Genomic DNA, 20495 nt, shown 5'->3' on the forward strand with positions numbered 1-20495 from the left:
CGAATGAAATAAATGCGTTTCTTTTCTTTTTATCATTAACAAAAGATTATAAGTTTATATATGCACCCAAATTAGTGTGAATTATTACGTAAACTGTTTGGTTATTGTATAATACGAATAAGGATAAAAAAGTAGTGATTACATGTAAATCAAAGAAAGATATAGATGAAGGAGTCTAAGTATGAATGCAAGAGAAGCGGCAGCTATTTTACACGTCAGCATGACCACCATATCGACATACATAAAAGAGGGCCTACTCGTTCCAGAAAATCTAGACAGTTGGCACATAGAGGGACAGTACGTCATTCCAGAAGAGCAAGTCTATGAATTAAGAGCGCGTTTGTACCCTGGTGGCCTGTCCACAAAAGAAGCGGCGCTAGAAGTAGGGAAGGGCTGTAAACCGTACCACATCTTAACGGCGATTAATAAAAATCAGGTAAATGTGAACACCAGCAACGTATTAAACAAAACGGCTTATTATGTCATTGAAGACACGTCGTTTGACCAGTTCAAAGAGAACTTTCATCGTGCAAGACAGACTCAAACAAAGCATTTTGATTCGCAACGACAATTGTTTAGGTATCAATCTCATCGTCACAAAAAGACCGGCGAAGTGGTAAGAATTATGGCCATTGATAAAGAGGAAGGTTATGCCGTTGATAGTTTGGGAACTAAGGTGTCGCTTTTAACGCTACCAATTGAGTATGACCCATTAACGCTGTATCACATTGGCAAGTTAAATAACCGCACCGGCCAAGTGGAATTCCAGTTTGCAAAGCCTACTCATATCCGCTCAATGACATACACTCTGATTGAACAAATTGCAGCTCAAAGTGGGGTGCGGAATTACTCGATTACGGAAGAAGAAAACAAGATTGTGATTACATGTAAGCCTTTCTTGTTAAGGTTCGAAGAAGGGGATAATCATTATGAATTGATTGAACACGCAAAGCGAGGGTTAGTAAAAGGGGAGTTACAGGAGCGAAAGGAGGATTATTTCTTTGCGAGTACCGATCGGAAAGTGACCGTTACTTTGGGTGAAGAAGAATATAAAAAGTTAAGTGAATTAACCTTGAATCACAATTGTACTATAGAAGATTTGGTTAGAAAAAATCTAATGAAGGATTTATTTTTTAAAAAAGAATAATTTAAGCCTAGTGTCAATTGATGTTAAAAAAAGAGTATACGTTTACGCTTTGATGAAAATTGTTAATTAGATAAAAGATATATAAAAGATAACTTTGACAAAAAAAGGAGCAACCCTTGTGAAAATAAGGTTGCTTTAGTTAAATAAAGCATATAAAGAATATTACAAGATAATGAAAAGCTTGGTCAAGCTCCACAAGAGCCATATTAGAAGATTTTTTACTTGGAGAATCCATTCCTTTAACTCTTTTACCCCAGGTTATAAGAAAATCTCTTTGATCTAAAACTAAATGACTTACAAAAATAATTATTAGTGCTAGCCAACTAAAAAAACCAGTTACAATAAATGCTAATCCTAAAACACAAAGTGTATAGATTAATGAATGCCTTACTAATGCGCCAATTAATTTTGATTTATTTAAAGCTTGATACTCAGTTTGGAAAATGTAGTCACCCATCTTGTGGCCAATGTACATGACAATAAATAAAGAAGTATCGAAAGTTAAGTTGAACAAGCTGAATCCTCCAGAATATGTAAGTAATCTATCTCCAGCAATGTAAACAAGAATCACTAAAAGAACAATTAGAAACACTATTATGTTTGTAATTGCAAGATTAACTCGATCTATCTTCAGATTTCTTATAAATGATGTTTTTTGTTGTTCAAATATTAATTCAGCGAGTACTTGCTCATTAGTCAATCTATTAAGAGATTCTAAATGCTCCTTTGTACTACCAGCAAGCTTTAAATCCAATTTGTTCTGATATAGGTACCTATCTTTTAATGGAAGTGAGTAGTTGTAACCAAAAAGATAGAATAAACCATATGTATTGATACCTTCTTTTTCAATATGTTCTCCAGGATTGCTTTTTGGTACTAAAGTCAAATATGCTAGCCACACACTTCTTATAAAAAGGTAGATCATAAACAAAGCTAAGAAAAGTAAGAAAATTGCTGTAGTCCAATGATTTATGTTTGTTGCTACTTTTAGGATTCTCACTTCCAAACCTATAAAAATTGTTACCATTAATGTCCAGAAGCCAATCACTGCAGCAGCTTTCGTATCAGTAAATCTGATTGTATTTTGAGCATCTTCAATAGACTTATATATAAATTCTACATTTCGTTTATTAAACTCTTCTTGTTCTTCCACTTTCACTCCTCCCATACTATATACTTGTCGTTTACCAAATTAATATTATCTGATTTGTATTCATAGATCCTATAATTAAAAGAACCATTACTTATGTTGGTGATAATAAATAATGGTTTAAAACAGTCAGGATATTGTCCACCGAATGAACAAATGGTCTTCACATCCAAATTAGATAAATTTAATGATGAATTTTCTGGATGAGTATGCCATGTTCCAAAAAGATAAAATCCTTCTAGAAGCATTTTATTTGTAAACTCTTTAATAAATACATTATCAAACTCTATTGAAAACTTTTTCCTTATTGATTTGGGTCCTGCGTCAGATAGTTTAAACAACTTAATAGTGTCCTCATTAAAGCGTCCATAGATTAGTCCGCCATCTTCTAGATATTCAGAATTAAAAGTTGCTTTTATAAGGTCGAATTTGAAACTACTGTCGATACGTATTTTTCTTCTCATAATCATACCCTCCTAGCATGTACACTTTTTATCCCTATTTAGGTGGCCCATGGTTGGAGAAGCAATAATATCATCAGGTCCCCAAAAGTAAGTATAGTAATTGAAGTTGAAATTATAACTCTTGCTATAAAATCTAATAATCGATGTTATCTGAGTTGACAAAAAGACTGTTTTCTCCCATTCAGAAATAGTATGAGGGTTTCCACACATGTCATGATTATATTTTGGCAAGTTAGCAAGTTTATCTTGTAACATATTATTATACTCTTTTAGTGTAGATTCCCTGTGGGAAAGTAAGAAATAACAATTCAGACAACCAGTTTCTGGGGTAGTAATTACAATTTCTTGTAAGATATTATATGGAGAAACCCAGGCCCAAATTATAGGTTTATCCCAGTCTTTTAACTCATTAAATGCTAAATTGTGAAATTCATTTGTATTCCCTACAGTGACTATTAGTATATCGGATCTATTGCAAAGTTCATCAATAGTAGGAACCCAGCTAATACTAGTATCTACACTCCTTAAAAATAATTCTTGTGTTAACCCAATCATTTTGAAATCTCCAATATAATAACCATTCAGTTCATGGTGGCCTAAGTTTTCAGCAGACAATTTCTCAGTATCATGAAGTATGAGTTCTTTAGTTTGCTTATCGGTCAAAAGCCTAGCCAGGTTGCTGCCTAAAGAACCTGTTCCTAAGAGCCCAACTTTTAATGGTATTCCAACTGGCCTAGAAGGAGCAGTTTCAATTTTTAGAGGGTGGGCCCTGAAATTTTCATCTCCTTTTAAATAAGCTTTATTAGTTATAAAAGAAACAGTTTCTAAATTCCCCGTAACTCCTCTATAAGTTATTAAAAACGGAAATATTTTTTGTCTGTTGGAAAGCTCTTTTAGGTAGCTGTGGAAATTTTCACGAACACTCATTAAAAGTTGATAGAATGTAGTAAAAGAAAATGAACTAGGTAGCTTTATAGTTATGAAATTAGAAGTCATTATTTTGTTATTTCCAAATAGAATGGCTTTTAGTTTGATTAGCATTTTATCATTAACTAATGGTATATAAGTATAGGTCTTCTCAAAATCAATATCTTCTAAAGAAAAATCAGTCCCAACTTCTTTTCTCGATTTTTTTCCATTCTTATGTATATAAGAAGAGTGTACAACTTTAATTGTAAAAACTTTTTTAGTTGTTAAACCTGAGAAAATATCCTTAGTGAGAATTATATTTGATTGGCTCATTTGTGGAGTTAAACGCCAACCCAATAAGTCATCTTCTACAGGCCAAGTATTATTAACATTATTCTTGAGCCAGCTGAAAATACGCTGGTAAATAAATTTTGCATCATGCTCAGGTTTTGCTATCCAATTATGTAAACAGCAAATAATAAAAGAACTCTCCTTAGGGTTATCCGTTTTACCCCATTCATCTATATGTTTCCAATGCTTAGGTATGTCTCTAAATAATTTGTTACTTTCTATAAAGGAAATTAACTCTATATTTGGCGCTTTAAAAGGAAGATGAGTTGTATTTATACTAACATTAATGTAATTACCGTTTATATCGCCTTCTTTGGGGACTCTTCCTTGAAATTTATTATCTCTTACTTTCTTGAAGCCAATCTGAGTGAAATCGGCTTCAAGAGTTGAAAAATAATTATCCATGTTTTATGCTATCCTGTCTATCGTTAACTGTATCTATACTAGCTTTTTTCATTTCATCAGATTCGATATAAATATCACATAGACTAGCTACATCTTCTAGAGTCAGGCAAGTACTTTTATAGTCGTTACAATCAAGGAAGTAGAATCCTCTAGAAATAGTTACCCCAAACATTGTCCTAGAGTAGTCGTCAACTTTTGGAATATCTATCTCTTCTTTAAATTGCATGAGATTTTGGTACTTTTCTCCTAACATTAATATACGTCCATATTTAGGTGACGCATCGAGCTTACCTTTGGCTTGTTGATATCTACTCAATAGCTTAGCGGAGAAATCAATCTCAAAGGAAGTTGCTTTAACCTCCCCAATAGCTTTCCCATTGACTATTAATCCTTGAACATTTATTAATGTATTCGGAGAATATTCTATTCCAACTTTAATATCTAATAGGTTATCGTGGTGTGTAGTATCAATTTTTTTGGATAACAGAAGTTTTTTTAAGTTTTCGTTTAGAATGTCAGTGCTCTCTAAAATTCTTTGAGCTAAAAGAAAAGCTCTTGCACCTATCGACCATTCGTCTTCATCATATGCTTGAGTACCACCAAATAATATCATTAAACCATCTCCTGTAATGGAGTGTATATGTCCCTGGTAGTATCGTGCTAGTTTCATCCAAGTTGATATTGCATCCTGTTTAAGGTTTGCAATTTCTTCGATAGATTCTCCTTTTTCCTCATTAATAAATAATGCTCGTTTTGTGAAGTTTCTTAAATCAATAAAGAGGGAAGCAATCTTTGTATCTTTGATTCTATTTTGGTCCTTATAAAAGTCTTCCTCTGTATTAATATTTTCTAATAAATATTCATAATCAGAGTGACCTCCAATTAAAAAATCTTCCTCCAATTCTTCAGAAATAATCTTTTCTATTTCTTTTTCTTGTACAGTACTTTCATGACTTTTAAAAACTTGCTCTGTCTCTAATAAAACTTTAAGTGGATTGTAAGATAGTTGGTATTGTGCATTTTCTCGTACAATTTTTTTATAATTGGTTTTTCTTAGCATGTAGTTAACCTCCAATTTAAATCTCTTAAAGATATTATACTTTAATTATATCACTCCTTTACCAATTCATGGATTAATTTACATAAGAAATTTAAATCGAATTATACTATTGAGATAATTTATTAGGGAACCGTCAAGAATTTCTGATAATGATTTAAAGTAATCATTATCAGAAATTCTCTTTTATACCAACAATCTTTAAAATTTCAGGACATAGATCATTTTCTTTAAACATAAAAACCTCCAAATTAGAAGTTTAATTGATAATGCTGAAAAAAGTTTTAATTCAAGTATTATTCCTGTTTTGCTTTTCTTTCTTTGCAAGGTTTAGTAAAAGAATTAATTCTTTCCTTATACTTTTATAATTACTATCACTTAACAGGGAACAAAAAATAATTATTGTTATTCCAAGTAATAGAAGTAATAACGATAACCTTATATCTAAACTATAAATCTCTGATGAACCTTCTGGTAATAAGGATACAATTATTGCAAGAATTATTGCAATGAAACTTAAGTAATTACCGAGAAAGGATTTATAGTGTTCCAAATAACTAGGTATTAATTCTAACATTGCACTGATGGTATCCGAGTGAATCTCTTCTAAAATGATTATTATTCTTTTCCTTCCTAGGCTTTTTGCCGCTTTTGTTAAGTGCTTTATTTCTTTGTAACTCAGATTCAACTCTTTTCGTTCTAAAACAAGTAGAGAATACTTAAACGAATCTTCATAATCTGTACTTTCTCGTATATTCTCGCGCCTTTGTATTTTATTGTTATCTGTCTCGCACTTCCCATTTATATTGATGATATCCTCCATGTGATAGTTGTTCACTAAGTGATGACGGAGAACTAGTTGTAGCGTTTTATAGGTTCTTTCTGCGTATGGTGATGCATAGATAGACACGAATAAATACGCAATTGTAAAAAATGCGAAGAAACTAATGAGTATTATTGAAAATATTTGATTTAAAAAACTACTAATTTCACTCGTTTCTGTATCTATATTAAAGGCAACCAACAACACAACATTTGTTAATAGAACTGGTAGAGCAATTACGGATCCCGTAGAAGCCAAATAAATTAAAGCTTTTATAGAATACCTCTCTTTATTTACAATTTTCTCTTCCATATAAGGCAACAGAATAAATTCTATCTGTTCTGGGCTTACTTTATTTTTCTTCAACCATTGATTGATGCTTGAAAAAGCAATGTAATCTCTAATTTCTTGAAGGTTATTGTTATATTTTTCGGAATATAACTTTCTGATTTCCATTCTGATTAACTTGAAGAATCCTATAATTGCAAAAGGAATAGCTACACAGCTTATAAGAATGAGTGTAGAAAGATGATCCCAATTAGCTTTGGGTAATAACAAACCTATAGTTAGTAAACCAATCATTATACAAAATCCAATTATAAAATACTTACTTAATACGAGATTTTTTTTATTTTGTTCATTTTGGTTAAATAATTCATAATCACCTTTTATAATTAAATTAAACCAACTCAGTCGGCGCTGTAACCTTGACGTGAATATGTCTAAATCTCTTATTAAATGCAATACAATCCCACCTAAAAAATTTATTCGAAATTATTATAGATAAAAACACCATAAAACCAGATATTTTCTCGTAATTTTTCATCTTACTTTAATGTTACTGTTTATATTATCCAAGATTCTCTTATTTCGCCAATGCTTTCTAACAAAGAAGATTCATGGTTAATTGAGAGAGTGTTAACACTTGCAACATCCACTTGTTCAATTTGCTTTTTCTCTCATTGTTCTTTCAAACGTTCTCCTAGCATGGAACGTTTCATTACCAGTTCACCTAACGCTTACGTCTATTCTAAATTAATATTTAGAGTATGTTGAACCTTTATAACTTTGAATAGCAATATCTATTTGTTCTTCAATCTGGACTAATAACGGAAATATGTGGAATTACAAAGTAAAATATATTAATAGAAAAATTAACTTTGACTACTGAATCATTGAGTGGGATAGAACTTGAACGTTTTTAATTCAGCTTACACAAGCCGAAAAAATCAAGAGATACAGCGTGTACGACCTTAATAACCCTTGCGGTTTTTTATACGATAACATTTAAAAATGGGGTTGAAGTATTTAGCTTTTAGCACGAAGGATATGGTCGTTGTTTGGATTTATAGGTTTAATCGTAGTGATGACTTGTGTTTTCACAGAATCAATTTTGTTGGATATCGCCTTTAATTTTTCTGTTGTCTTAACGTTTACCTTTTTAGCCGCTAACATGTTTTACGAGAGCAAGAGAGCAGAAGATGGCGAATTGCCATCATTGGGCTTTGCGTTCTGATATTTTTTTATTGAAGGTATCATGAATTTATTATCCGCCTTCTGAAGACCTGCATATGAGTGGGTCTTTTTTATATACAAGTCTTCAGTTTAATGCATGAAACCAATGACGCCAAGGAAGAAAGGTTTGGTTCTCTTATTACGAGATAAACAAATTATTTGTGAGAAGACTTAAACACAAACACAATGAATTTCATAAGTTGTCCAATCAGAAAAGACCAGATGAATGAGGCCGTAACAAGTATCATTAAATCGATTGTAGTTATTTAATGTGCAGATAGAAAAGTAATAATAAGATAAAAAAGTTCTAATTAAGTAAACGCTAGACATTAATAATAAAAACTGGCGCTTGTTAGATAGATGAGTTAATCAACAAACTATAGCAGGCAAGATTTTTCTACAGTCATCAACTTGTACCTGTGGATTTTACGATTCTTATTTTCTAAAGAAACTTTAGGTAAATGAAATTAGTTTTCTAGGTTCAAAAGAATTTTCTCATTATTTTGCTAAGGAAGAAGGTTAGTTAAATAATTATATTTTTTCAAAAAATATACAGGGACATACATTGAGGTTTGTGGAGTAAATATTTCGCCAAATTGCTTTAGGAATTTCATAGAATATGCTCGTGCTGTTCTAGTAATTGAACGGCACGAGGGTGCGCTTGTTTCCATTTTTCCACAAAGGCATTAATGTAATAAGTTTTTATTGAAAAAGCTCACTCATTTTCACACCTGAATTCTGTGATAACGATTGGAATTAAAGAAAATGCTTACGGAAATTAATGGGGTTAAGAACAAATAAAAGCCCGCCATTACATAAAAAATGTGTTGTAAGAAAAAGAAAACGATATAGGGAATAACAATTAACACGGATAGTGCAATTAATAGAAGTAGATTTACTTTCTCGCTCTTTTCTGTTTTTACTAAACGCTTTAATAAATCCAATTGATTAAACAAATCCTTTCTCTCTACTACTCAGCTTTAATTCGATCGATGTTACTCAGGGGAAGCCAAGGTTTCATTTACTTTCCTCAATTTATTTTCATTGTACCAAAGGTCAAAGTTAGGTGATAGGTGTGTGTGATAAATCCAAATGTCTCTCACAGCGCAAGACAGTGTGTCCATTACCGATTAAAAGAAAGATAGTTGTAAGAATAATTAGCTAAAATTAGAGTGGGTGCTTTCCATAATGATAAACTCAATTCCCACACAAGGGTCAAAAGGGGTAAACTAAGAAATAGAAATGTGCTGAAAATATAACAGGTGAATTCTCTTATAAGTTAAAGAATGAAAAGGGGAGTTATAGAAATGAGGAAAAAAATGTGTTAGGTGTGACTACGAAATGTCGCGTTTACGTGCAATGAGGAGACTTATAAATAGGGTTTCATGTCCATCTTGCGGACATAGCAACAAAGTCTCGACGGCAATCACAACTACATTCTGGCTGTTAGTGGTTATTACGATCTTCACCCAGTACATGTTAGAAATTGAGCAATTGACCATCACAACCACTCTTCTAATTTCTACGTTCATCTTAATTGTGTTGGATGTGTTGACTTTTAATGTTAAACAAGAACAATGATATTTTTAATGAAAACGGATAAATCAATTATTGATTCCTACCTCGGGAAAATTTACAATATTTGTAGTTCTTTTATTGAAATAGGGTAGGTGATTTGAGAATGAATAATACTTCGTACAATACATGTGGGTGTGAACGCTCGCGTTTTACCACAATGAAAAGGGTGTTTTTCTTAGGTAGGTGTTCATCCTGTGGGGAACGCCATCAAAAGACTTCTCTTACAAGCAGAATAAGGGTTTTATTGTTAATGGTACTGACAATTGTAACCATGCATTTCTTTAGTATTGAGCAGATGTATATTACAGTGGTAGCACTAGGATTTTTATTTGCAATTATAGCTATAGGTAATAAGGAATAAGTGGATAGAATTGAGAGATTTCGCAGTAGAAAACTGTTAAATGATAAAGACTTTACATAAAGGAATGGACACTACGATGATAAGAAACATACCTGGTTTAGCCCTAATTATCCTAATTTTATCCGCCTGTACCGGTGAGGGGGTAAATAAAAGCCCCGTAATCGGAGACACGTTTGAAGTTTTTGAAAAGAAGTATGGGGATGCGCGCATTCAAGAGAATGACTACCGAAGTTTTACTGCATACTTTGACAGTAACAGCCTTACTGTAATGTTTAATCTAGGTATGGAAGAAGAAGGAGTCTCCTCAGCATATTGGATTAGTGGCCACCTTCATAATACTAAATCAATTAGTGAGGTTCTTGATGAGATAGACCGACTTTATATACCCTCGAACTACAGTTATGGAGGGCCGTCATGCAATCAACAACTTCAGAATGAGGGTACGGAATTTTTTAACGAGAGATTAGGTTTTTATTTTGTTAATGAAACGGATGAATATAATTACGGCATTCGAGTCGATTTAATTGCTAATGCTGATGATGGCAGTATATCTCAAAGCGTAGCAGTTCAAGATGAGATAGGAACCATTAATGAGAATACGTATGATTGTGAACTAGAAGTGAATGAAAGAATAAATGTAGGGGACCTTTAAAGATTGAATTCCAAGGCAACGATTCTGGTCACGCCATCTGCTGAGCCCGTCACCACTGCTCTTATTTTCACAACGCATCCATCGCTCCAAACTATATCGGTATAGGAAGAAAACATAAGGTCCTTATTGTATATATGGTAATATGAGTTGCATGGGAAAACATGTTAATTCTTATCTACACGTTGCTAAATAACGAACATACAAAGGTGGAGTAGACTTGAATTTCTTAATTGACTTAGAACGCTCTATCGAGACCGATAGAACCCATTACTGGAAGCCGAATCGGTTAGGCTACGTTGCCGCTTATAGAACAATAGAGAAAGTTAAATTTAGATGAACGGGGCTAACTCTAGATTTCGATGGGTTTTTTTATTACCTGGTTAAATGATGTTTGTGTTAGTAACAGTACTATGGATTTTTTTCCTATTCAATTTCAAAATGTTTACACAGGCTTATTAGGATTCTTTTATGTAATCATTATGATGAGCTTCATTCTACTTGGGATTCCTAAAAGGAAAAATTGATCATCCCCAAAATAATATCTAACAATTAGAATTAATTGCAGTTAGAATACAAAAGGCCAGCGTATTGCTGGTCTTTTGTTATGTAAATTTAAGTACTATGGTTATGCTCTAGCTGCATCGAGTCTATTCATAAGTGTATATTCATTTGATATTAAACTCTGAATTCATCTCTAAAAAAATGAATTCAATATATAAACTCAACTAGCTCCAACCCTCGTTTTCCTTCATAATAACTAAAACACTACAAAACGATAAGGGGAGATGGATGTTGAACCACGAAACCTTACTTTTAGATGCCAGCCGAGCCTTTTTGAAAGCCCAGGGCATGAACGAGATTCTTTCGGTTTTGACTCGATCCGTTGCGGCTTTAGTGAAGGATGCCGATATGGTCTTAGTGTACACCTATGATCATGACAAACAGGTCTTACAATTAACTCGTGGGGAGGGCGACATTTCACACCAACTTTACCAAGTGGCCTTTTGCCCAGGCGAGTCCATTACGGGGTTTGTCTATATGAACCAAACGACTATGCTCCTTCGCCAACCAAGTGACGTGGAGCAAGCGATGGCCAATATGTCTGCGTCAAACAGGCTCTCTTACCTAGCTGGTGTGTCTCATCAGACCGTTCATAGTTCATTTAGCATTCCCATCATTATTAATGATTCGTGTATTGCTACGCTTACAGCAAATCGATTGACGCATCCAACCCCCTTTACAGAGAAGGATTTGGAACTGGTCATGGAATTGCTAGACTATGCAAAATTCGCTCTTGAGAAAGAGATTCAAATGCAGCATGCCACTTTCGTCATAAACGACTATCAAATAAAAGTGGAAGCAAAGCGATACTTTCAACAAGCGCTGTCAGAAAGTGGGGATGCTGACCACGTTGTTCGATTATTGCGTCGGCGCTTACCGAACGGGTCCGTTTATCTAAGTGAACATCCGATTCATCAGCATCATTCCACACCCATTCGCTTTCATCAACAGCACACAGAATGGCTCGTCTACACGAATCAACCTCATCAAACGGAAGCCATTTACCTTGAAGAAGCGGCATCTGCCATTGGCCTTTTACGAACGTTTGAATATCAAAAGATCGAAGAGGACTTGCTCAAGGATGAAAAGGAATTTGCAGATAGCTTAGAAAACCATCATTATGACCTGGCTTTTTGGGACATGCCATCCAACACCCCTGTCGTCTGCCTGGTAATGTGCGGATCAAAAGGAAACCAGCTAAAAGAATATCAAACACTCCAAAAGCTATTCGTTGACCTGCAGCATCGCTGGAAGCTCATCTTCTATAAGGGGTCCTACCAACAAAACGCGGAAAACATACGCTAAGCAAATTTCGACATGAAGAAAGCCGATTTTTCCTTCGCTAGGAATCATCGGCTTTTAGTATTATTGGATAAGAGGGCGTAGTGAATGTAGACTTGCTACTTTACTTGCATCAAAGTTGTATTCACCAAGAAAATTAATGTGTTCCCATCCTAACGGAGAAACATGTTTAAGTAAATCTTCTCTCAAATTCCCCTTTTCCTTCAATAATTTTGTTGCTTCTGTAAGATAAACAGTATTCCATACGCTAATAGCGTTTATTAGAATGTTTAAAGCACTTGCACGTTGTAGTTGGTCTTGTATTCCTCGTTCTCGTAACTCACCTCGTTTTCCAAAGAATAAGGCTCTTGCTAACCCATTCATGGCTTCCCCCTTATTTAGTCCTCGCTGAATTCGACGGCGCAGTGTTTCGTTAGATATGTAATCCAAAATAAAAATGGTCTTTTCGATTCTCCCCATTTCTCGCAAAGTAATTGCAAGTTTATTTTGTCTCGCATATGACCCTAATTTCCCCATAATAAGTGAACCAGACACTTTTCCTTCTCGAATAGAATGAGCTACACGCAATACGTCATCAAAATTCTCTTGAATAATTTTAGTATTAATACGACCACGGAGTATATTTTCTAGTTTTGGGAAATCATTCGGCATTTGAATGGTGAAAAGCTTAGAGTCAGCTAAATCACGTAGCCTTGGTGCAAAACGAAATCCTAATAAATGACTCAATCCAAATACTGAGTCGGCGTAGCCAGCTGTATCTGTAAAATGCTCTTCAATATTTAAATCTGTCTCATGATGAAGTAATCCATCGATAACGTGTACAGCATCACGAGCATTGGTATTAATGACTTTCGTATAAAAACTTGAAAATTGATCACTGGTAAATCGATAAATGGTTGCCCCTTTTCCAGACCCGTAGTGTGGATTAGCATCGGCATGTAACGATGAAACACCAATCTGTACACGCATTCCATCAGAGGAAGAAGTACTTCCATCTCCCCAATAGGAAGCTAGTTTAAGCTTATGTTGAAAATTTACTAATGTCGCTTGTGCACGACTTATAGTATCATCGAATAAACGCCATTGCGCTGCATTAGCCATTTGATGATAGGTGACTCCTGGTGTCGCTTCTGCCATTTTAGTAAGTCCTATGTTAGTTCCCATCGCCATGAGAGCAGCCATGAGAACTACTTTTCCCTCTCCCTTTGGTGGGCGATTGGTCGAGGCATGTATCAACATTTCATCAAATCCTGTCCAGTGTGCTACCTCCATTAAAAGATCAGTGAGCTTTATTCTTGGCAACATATTATATAAAGACAGGCTAAAAGCTCTCGCTTCTTCGGGTGTATTCTTCTCCAAACGGTCCACTCGGATCTTAGCCTTTTCGATATTTACTCCTTCTAGAGAATCAAGATTATTTGAAACCCATGTAAGGCGTTGAGCTAGTGACTTTCTTCTTTCCTCAAGATATTCATCTGCCGATGAACGAACGGCTAGTTTAGTGTCCGTAAGACGAGTTGTTGTCCAATCTTCTTTAGGAACAAGATACTCTTCAAAATCTTTATGAAGTCTACTACCGACTACGGATATGTCGCCTGAACGAATATGATTTTTCAACTCTGTTAGTGCAGCCATCTCATAATAGTGCCGGTTAATTATTCCATCATCACCATAAACATGCTTCTTCCAACGTTTGGGAATAAAATCTACCGGGGCATCATTTGGAATTTTTCTTTTACCAGATTCATTTATTTCATTTAGCGTTTTTAGGGCTTGTAATAATGGTTCAGTACCTTGTGTAGAACGAAATTCAAGAGATTTAAGAAAAGTAGGAGTATATTTTCTTAGATAAGAAAATCGATTTTCTAACAAATCTAGATAATCGTAATCCATCGGTCGGGCTAATTTTTGGGCTTCTTCAACGGAAGAAACAATTTTATCCCACGGCATAATCATTTCAATAGCATTAAATGGATCGATCCCTTCATTTCGTGCTTGAATAAGTGCAGCACCAATATCTGCAAAATGCACGACTTTTTCATTCACTGCTTTTCCATTTTCTTTTTGCATTTCCTCTTGTGTTTTACGACCCTTTGATTGTAAAATCATCATTTGTCGATCGTGAATTTCAATTGCTTGGTCAATTAGATTTTGGCTTAGTGTTACTAGATAGGCAACAAGAATTGCATATTTCTTCATTTCTTTAAATCTTCGAAATGAGTGTGGCTCATACCGTGCTCCAATACGAGATAATTGAAGTAACCGATTGGGATGGATTTGTTCTGTATTTATTTCTAATTTAAACTCTCGAATATATTCTAAGCGCTTTATTACTTTTAAAAAGGCTTCAGGTGAAGATTGGCCGGGAATCTCCCTCAGCCATGCTAAAGGGGTTTTTCTATTGTCTACAAATGGATCTATAAGTTTATCTAACTTTTGTTTTTGCCATTTGGAAAGAGTACAAGTTAATGATTTAAAAATCTTTTCCTCTGCTCGTTGACGAGTTTCCCAAACAAGCCTTTCTATAGTAGTCATGCCAGGGAGAATAATTTTCTGATTACGTAGTTCTTCTTGTGCTGTACGAAGAAGATACATTGAATTTCCATTTTGAAGGGCATGATTCAAAAGAAACTGAGCTACCTTGCGATAGTTCCCTAAGGAAAAGTTTTGATAACCATAAACTTGACGGATTTCTTCCATATGCTCATGTTTAGTTGGCTCTCGTTGAGCATATAAAGAAAGTGAATTAGGTTTAACATTTATTTGTCTAGCTATGTATTTGATAATGTAATCTGGAATAGGTCCGACATCTGAAAGGGACCATCCGGGATAGCGTAGAACACATAATTGAGCAGCAAAGCCTAATCGATTATGATCTCTTCTGTGTCGTTTTATAATTTCAAGGTCATATTGTGAAAAAGTATAATAAGTTTCTAGTTCACTTTCACTCATATCAGCTGGAATTCGTATAAATTCCGTTCTTTGATCTTCTGTTAGTAATTCTTTCCCTCTCATGCTACAACTCCTTGCTAGATATCTTTTTCTTTTCTAGATAACGATATAAGGTTGTCGCTCCAATCCCTGTTGCCGTCTTAATTTGAGATAAAGAGTAATCTTTGCTTTCATACATTTTTATAGCAAGTTCTCTTTTCTTTAAATCAACCTTCGGTCTGCCTCCGTTTCTTCCTCTAGATCTAGCAGCCGTCAATCCATCTTTCGTTCGTTCACTAATAATATCTCGTTCTAATTCTGCTATGCTGGCTAACATTCTGAAAAAGAACCGTCCCATAGCAGTTGTGGTATCGATCTTGTCTTGTATGGAAACAAAATGAATTTCCTTTGATTCGAAATATTCCATAAGCTCAATTAAATGTTTGGTACTACGACTAATACGATCTAATTTATAAACAATGACTGTGTCATCTTTACGTAAAACTTTAAGTAGTTCATCTAATTGAGGTCGATTTTTCATCTTTCCTGATTCTTTTTCTTCAAAAATCTGATCCACTCCGTAGTGAGCTAATGCATCGAGTTGTAATGATAATGATTGAACTTGTGTACTTACGCGTGCATATCCAAATTTCAACACGAATCTCCCCTTTTCTATTATGTTAACTATACCAAAAAGGGCTTTTAAATAGATATATTGGTCTTTTGATTTTGGTTATATTTTTGGTTATGTATTTAAGTTGTTTTTAAGGTTTTTAGAGAAGTTCTCTATTCATAACCAAAAACGGTCGTTATTGGTGGCAAAGTTCATATTTATGTATAACGTTATTATATTCATTTGAATATCTTATTGACAAGATTTTATAAGAGAACTATGATTTAAATATACTTATAATCAAATGATCATTTGAATATGGAGGGTATTATGAAAACGAATAATTCAAACGGTAATCATGACCAATGTGAAATGTTTTATTATGACGAGGAGAAAGTGAACAGACTATCCTTGAGGATCGAATCAAAAGAATTTACTGCAACGGCAGATATTTTTAAAGCTCTTTCTGATGAGACAAGACTTAAGATTGCTTATACATTGACGGAGGATAATGAGTTATGTGTATGTGATATTGCAAGTATTATCGGGATAACAAATGCGACAGCTTCCCATCACTTACGTCATTTGCGAAACTTACGTATTGCTAAAAGTAGAAAGCAAGGAAAGATGGTTTTTTATTCCATAGACGACCCCCATGTTACAAGTCTTATTGTAAATACCATGGTTCATAGTCAGGAGGACTAGTATGCCAAAAAAAGCGCCAGAAAATAAAAAAAATGTATATCGTGTTCAAGGATTTACGTGTGCAAACTGTGCCAGTAAATTTGAAAAGAATGTTAAGGATTTACCGGGTGTAGCAGATGCAAAAGTGAATTTTGGAGCATCAAAAATAGCGGTATACGGTGAAACAACATCACAGGAACTAGAAAGAGCAGGAGCTTTTGAGAACCTAAAAGTGTCTGCTGAAAATTCAAGAGGGCACGATCCGAAAGGTGAAGAGCCTGATAAAGAAGAAATACCTTTTTATAAAAAGCATAGTACCTTACTCTATTCATCTTTATTTTTGGCTCTCGGTTTCATTTCCATGCTTGTAAACGGAAATGAAAACATGGTCACTGCTTTATTATTTATAACTTCGATGATAGTGGGAGGGCTTTCGCTTTTTAGAACTGGATTACAAAATTTAATACGTTTTGAGTTCGATATGAGAACCTTAATGACGATTGCTGTTATTGGCGGAGTTATTATTGGAGAATGGGCGGAAGTTGCTATTGTTGTAATCCTCTTTGCGATCAGTGAAGCTTTAGAACGTTTCTCTATGGATAGAGCACGAAAGTCCATTAGTTCATTAATGGATATCGCACCAAAAGAAGCGTTGGTCAAACGGAACGGTGAAGAAATGACGATCCATGTTAATGATATTTCAATCGGGGATGTCATGATTGTTAAACCAGGTCAAAAGATCGCGATGGATGGAGTCATTGTCAATGGATACTCTGCAATTAACCAAGCTGCAATTACCGGTGAATCCGTTCCAGTTGAAAAAACTGTAGATGATGAGGTATTTGCAGGGACTCTTAATGATGAAGGTTTGCTTGAGGTTGAAATTACAAAACTGGTTGAAGATACAACGATATCAAAAATTGTTCACTTGGTTGAAGAAGCACAAGCAGAGCGTGCTCCATCTCAGGCTTTTGTTGATAAATTTGCGAAATACTATACACCGATCATTATGATTATTGCAGCTTTAGTAGCCACAGTTCCGCCGTTGATCTTTGATGGCAGTTGGGAAACATGGATTTATCAAGGTTTAGCTGTCCTTGTCGTTGGTTGTCCTTGTGCGTTGGTTATTTCCACACCAATTTCAATTGTTTCGGCGATTGGAAATGCAGCGAAAAAGGGTGTTCTTATTAAAGGTGGAGTTTACCTGGAAGAAATCGGGAGATTAAAAGCCATTGCGTTTGATAAAACGGGTACTCTAACTAAAGGTGTTCCTGTAGTAACAGATTATCAAGCATTGAATAATCAAACAGAGGAACAAAAACTGTTTTCGATCATAACAGCTTTAGAATATCGATCTCAACATCCTTTGGCATCAGCCATTATAAAAAAGGCTGAACATGAAAATATATCTTACGCTGGCATAGAAGTAGATGATTTTTCTTCAATTACAGGGAAAGGGATAAAAGGCACGATCAATGGGATTAGGTATTATATAGGTAATCCAAAATTGTTTAAAGAACTACCTAATTCCAATTTTGATAAGGAAGTCGAACAACAAGTAGTAGTTCTTCAAAAGCAAGGAAAAACCGTGATGGTCGTTGGAACAGAGAAAGAAATACTAGCCGTTATAGCTGTTGCTGATGAAGTTCGAGAAGTCAGCAAGGACGTTATTCAAAAGCTTCATCAAGCTGGGATCAAACAGACCGTTATGCTTACAGGTGATAACCATAGTACAGCGAATGCGATTGGTAGTCACGTAGGAGTGACAGATGTTCAATCAGAATTATTACCTCAGGACAAATTAGACGTCATTAAACAATTGAGATCAAAGTACGATAACGTAGCTATGGTTGGGGATGGTGTTAACGATGCTCCAGCATTAGCAGCTGCTACCGTTGGAATAGCAATGGGTGGCGCTGGGACCGATACTGCACTTGAAACGGCAGATGTTGCGTTAATGGGTGATGATTTAAGAAAACTTCCATTTACAGTAAAACTCAGTCGTAAAACGCTTAATATCATTAAGGCAAATATTGCTTTTGCCATTGCGATTAAGTTACTTGCCTTAGTATTGGTGATTCCTGGATGGCTAACCCTTTGGATTGCGATTCTTTCCGATATGGGAGCAACCCTTCTTGTTGCCTTAAACGGTTTACGACTTATGCAGGTCGAAGAAGACGAATAAAATAACAAGGACTTTCCAAACAGGAAGGTCCTTATTTAAAGAAAATGTTGGATCAGGAGTTGGGGAAATATGGGGACAATTTTAACGGCAATGGCTGTTTACGTAGCAACGGGGATTGATTATCTTATTCTTCTTATTGTCTTATTTTCACAAATAAAAAAAGGACAATTAAAACATATTTTTATTGGTCAATATTTGGGAACGGCAGTCATTATTTCGGTGAGTTTTTTGGCTGCTTATGGTGTTGCTAACTTCGTTCCTCAACAATGGATTGTGGGACTCCTTGGACTTTTACCCATTTATTTAGGCATAAAAGTATGGATAAAAGGCGAAGGAGATGAGGATAGCAATGTCTTATCCATTTTATCTTCAAATCGTTTTAATCAACTATTTTTAACGGTAACATTTATCGTATTAGCTTCAAGTGCAGATGATTTTTCTGTTTATGTCCCTTACTTCACTACGATCAATACAAGTGAAATTCCCATTGTTATTATTGTCTTCTTCATTATGGTGGGTGTCTTATGCTATATTAGTTATCGTTTAGCGTCTGTACATTATATCTCGGAAAAAATAGAAAAATATGAACGATGGATTGTACCTATCGTATTCGTCGGTTTAGGGGTTTATATTATGTTTGAAAATGGCACGTTTAACGCTCTTGTAAAACTCTTTCAATAAGTTTAAAGGAGAAGATACAATGGAATATGATGTGATTGTGATTGGTGGTGGGCAAGCTGGTTTGGCGGTGGCTTATGCATTGAAAGAAAAAAAGAAAACGTTGATCCTTGATGAGAATGAACAGACAGGTGACTCATGGAAAAAACGATATGATTCTTTGCAATTATTCACACCAAGAAATTATAGCGAGTTATTTGATTTTAAATTCAGGGGAGACCCTAAAGGGTTTCCTCATAAAGACGAAGTTGTTTCGTACTTACAAGAGTTTGAAATAAAAAATCAATTGTCGGTCCTACACAACCAACAAGTTATAAAACTATCAAGAGGAAATGACCAAACGTTTCGTGTCATCACTCAAAATCAAACTTATATGGTAAAAAACGTAGTGATTGCAACTGGAGCTTTCCACAATCCATTTATTCCAGACATTCATGATCACTCGATTCCCTATATGATTCATGCTTCTGCATATAAAAATCCAACACAGATCCCTCAAGGGGATGTTTTAATTATTGGGGCTGGAAATACAGGAATTCAAATTGCCGCAGAGTTATCGAAGTCCCATACCGTCATGCTTGCGAAGAGTAAACCCATAAAAAGTATTCCTCATAGTTTGGCGGGGAAAAGCTTATTTTGGTGGTTAGAGACTTTCCGAATCACTAAAGCAAGCCCGTCCTCAATTGTAGGGAAAATGCTCCGAAAGAGAGATCCCATAATTGGTGATGATTATAAGATCGTTAAAGATCAGGTAGAGATACTTGGTCGTGTTCGTCAAATCATTGACGGTCAGGTGCATATACAAGATACGCTCCCCAAAAAAGTAACATCAATCATCTGGGCAACCGGATATCGAAATAATTACTCTTGGATTGATATTGATGGAGTTATAGATGATCACGGTAAACCCATTCATCGCTTTGGAATTACAGAGATAAAGGGGCTTTATTTCATAGGCCAAAGTTGGCAAAGTAAGAGAAGTTCGGCACTCATTTATGGTGTAAGTGGTGACGCCAAAATGATTGCAAAAGAAATCTTATAATGAATAAAAATGGGGGTGCTGAACTTGAAAAAACTCTTTAGTATACTCGCTTCCAGGGTCTTTAAGTTCACTCTAAGGAAACTGACC

14 protein-coding genes are annotated in these 20495 nt (G+C 34.9%); 7 read left to right on the forward strand and 7 right to left on the reverse strand.

Annotated features, from left to right (window positions below; translation table 11 throughout):
- Positions 1–181 precede the first annotated feature (181 nt).
- On the forward strand, positions 182–1147 hold the full coding sequence (locus ABC361_RS21175; RefSeq protein WP_413075924.1) for a MerR family transcriptional regulator: 966 nt from the start codon (positions 182–184) through the stop codon (positions 1145–1147).
- Between the two features lie 139 nt (positions 1148–1286).
- Here the strand turns inward: ABC361_RS21175 and ABC361_RS21180 are convergent, their stop codons facing one another.
- The 5 genes from ABC361_RS21180 to ABC361_RS21200 all read right to left on the reverse strand — a co-directional run bounded on the left by ABC361_RS21180 (position 1287) and on the right by ABC361_RS21200 (position 7050).
- Positions 1287–2300 (reverse strand): DUF3307 domain-containing protein, encoded by a 1014-nt coding sequence (locus tag ABC361_RS21180; RefSeq protein WP_413075925.1) that lies wholly within the window; start codon positions 2298–2300, stop codon positions 1287–1289.
- Between the two features lie 2 nt (positions 2301–2302).
- Positions 2303–2761 carry an MPN domain-containing protein gene (locus tag ABC361_RS21185; protein ID WP_413075926.1) on the reverse strand — a complete coding sequence of 153 codons (459 nt, stop codon included), beginning with the start codon at positions 2759–2761 and terminating at the stop codon, positions 2303–2305.
- Between the two features lie 12 nt (positions 2762–2773).
- Positions 2774–4426 carry a ubiquitin-activating E1 family protein gene (locus tag ABC361_RS21190; RefSeq protein WP_413075927.1) on the reverse strand — a complete coding sequence of 551 codons (1653 nt, stop codon included), beginning with the start codon at positions 4424–4426 and terminating at the stop codon, positions 2774–2776.
- The gene (locus ABC361_RS21195; protein ID WP_413075928.1) at positions 4419–5486 is read right to left on the reverse strand and encodes a hypothetical protein; all 1068 of its coding nucleotides are present in this window, start codon (positions 5484–5486) and stop codon (positions 4419–4421) included. The genes ABC361_RS21190 and ABC361_RS21195 overlap by 8 nt, the downstream gene beginning before the upstream one ends.
- 286 nt (positions 5487–5772) lie before the next feature.
- Entirely contained in the window at positions 5773–7050 is a 1278-nt protein-coding gene (locus ABC361_RS21200; RefSeq protein WP_413075929.1) for a hypothetical protein, read from the reverse strand.
- A gap of 2786 nt (positions 7051–9836) precedes the next feature.
- Between ABC361_RS21200 and ABC361_RS21205 the strand changes: the two genes are divergently transcribed.
- Together ABC361_RS21205 and ABC361_RS21210 are read left to right on the forward strand one after the other, a co-directional pair.
- Positions 9837–10412, forward strand: a complete 576-nt coding sequence (locus tag ABC361_RS21205) for a hypothetical protein (protein ID WP_413075930.1) — start codon at positions 9837–9839, stop codon at positions 10410–10412.
- A gap of 792 nt (positions 10413–11204) precedes the next feature.
- Complete coding sequence (locus ABC361_RS21210; protein WP_413075931.1) at positions 11205–12278, forward strand: GAF domain-containing protein; 1074 nt, start codon at positions 11205–11207, stop codon at positions 12276–12278.
- 60 nt (positions 12279–12338) lie between these two features.
- On the opposite strand, the gene ABC361_RS21215 is transcribed toward ABC361_RS21210, so the two are convergent.
- Both ABC361_RS21215 and ABC361_RS21220 read right to left on the reverse strand, forming a co-directional pair.
- Positions 12339–15290: a Tn3 family transposase gene (locus tag ABC361_RS21215; RefSeq protein ID WP_413075932.1), complete on the reverse strand. Its 2952-nt coding sequence runs from the start codon at positions 15288–15290 to the stop codon at positions 12339–12341.
- Position 15291: 1 nt separating this feature from the next.
- Positions 15292–15861, reverse strand: coding sequence for a recombinase family protein (locus tag ABC361_RS21220; RefSeq protein WP_413075991.1), 570 nt, complete (start codon positions 15859–15861; stop codon positions 15292–15294).
- Positions 15862–16149: 288 nt separating this feature from the next.
- On the opposite strand from ABC361_RS21220, the gene ABC361_RS21225 reads away from it, so the two are divergent.
- The 4 genes from ABC361_RS21225 (at position 16150) to ABC361_RS21240 (ending at position 20408) form a co-directional block, all read left to right on the forward strand.
- A complete protein-coding gene (locus ABC361_RS21225) occupies positions 16150–16524 on the forward strand; it encodes an ArsR/SmtB family transcription factor (RefSeq protein WP_413075933.1) in 375 nt (124 codons plus the stop codon).
- 1 nt (position 16525) lies between these two features.
- Positions 16526–18688, forward strand: a complete 2163-nt coding sequence (locus ABC361_RS21230) for a heavy metal translocating P-type ATPase (protein ID WP_413075934.1) — start codon at positions 16526–16528, stop codon at positions 18686–18688.
- Positions 18689–18757: 69 nt separating this feature from the next.
- The gene (locus tag ABC361_RS21235) at positions 18758–19369 is read left to right on the forward strand and encodes a CadD family cadmium resistance transporter (protein WP_413075935.1); all 612 of its coding nucleotides are present in this window, start codon (positions 18758–18760) and stop codon (positions 19367–19369) included.
- 19 nt (positions 19370–19388) lie between these two features.
- Positions 19389–20408, forward strand: coding sequence for a flavin-containing monooxygenase (locus ABC361_RS21240; RefSeq protein ID WP_413075936.1), 1020 nt, complete (start codon positions 19389–19391; stop codon positions 20406–20408).
- The last annotated feature ends 87 nt before the right edge of the window (positions 20409–20495 follow it).

Source organism: Shouchella phoenicis (genome assembly GCF_047238345.1).
Classification (GTDB): Bacteria; Bacillota; Bacilli; order Bacillales; family Bacillaceae_D; genus Shouchella.

What these genes read in the sequence shown, in the direction of transcription:
- ABC361_RS21175 (WP_413075924.1), top strand. Translation starts at nt 182, where the DNA reads ATGAATGCAAGAGAAGCGGCAGCTATTTTACACGTCAGCATGACCACC.
- ABC361_RS21185 (WP_413075926.1), bottom strand. Translation starts at nt 2,761, where the DNA reads ATGAGAAGAAAAATACGTATCGACAGTAGTTTCAAATTCGACCTTATA.
- ABC361_RS21190 (WP_413075927.1), bottom strand. Translation starts at nt 4,426, where the DNA reads ATGGATAATTATTTTTCAACTCTTGAAGCCGATTTCACTCAGATTGGC.
- ABC361_RS21195 (WP_413075928.1), bottom strand. Translation starts at nt 5,486, where the DNA reads ATGCTAAGAAAAACCAATTATAAAAAAATTGTACGAGAAAATGCACAA.
- ABC361_RS21205 (WP_413075930.1), top strand. Translation starts at nt 9,837, where the DNA reads ATGATAAGAAACATACCTGGTTTAGCCCTAATTATCCTAATTTTATCC.
- ABC361_RS21215 (WP_413075932.1), bottom strand. Translation starts at nt 15,290, where the DNA reads ATGAGAGGGAAAGAATTACTAACAGAAGATCAAAGAACGGAATTTATA.
- ABC361_RS21225 (WP_413075933.1), top strand. Translation starts at nt 16,150, where the DNA reads ATGAAAACGAATAATTCAAACGGTAATCATGACCAATGTGAAATGTTT.
- ABC361_RS21230 (WP_413075934.1), top strand. Translation starts at nt 16,526, where the DNA reads ATGCCAAAAAAAGCGCCAGAAAATAAAAAAAATGTATATCGTGTTCAA.
- ABC361_RS21235 (WP_413075935.1), top strand. Translation starts at nt 18,758, where the DNA reads ATGGGGACAATTTTAACGGCAATGGCTGTTTACGTAGCAACGGGGATT.
- ABC361_RS21240 (WP_413075936.1), top strand. Translation starts at nt 19,389, where the DNA reads ATGGAATATGATGTGATTGTGATTGGTGGTGGGCAAGCTGGTTTGGCG.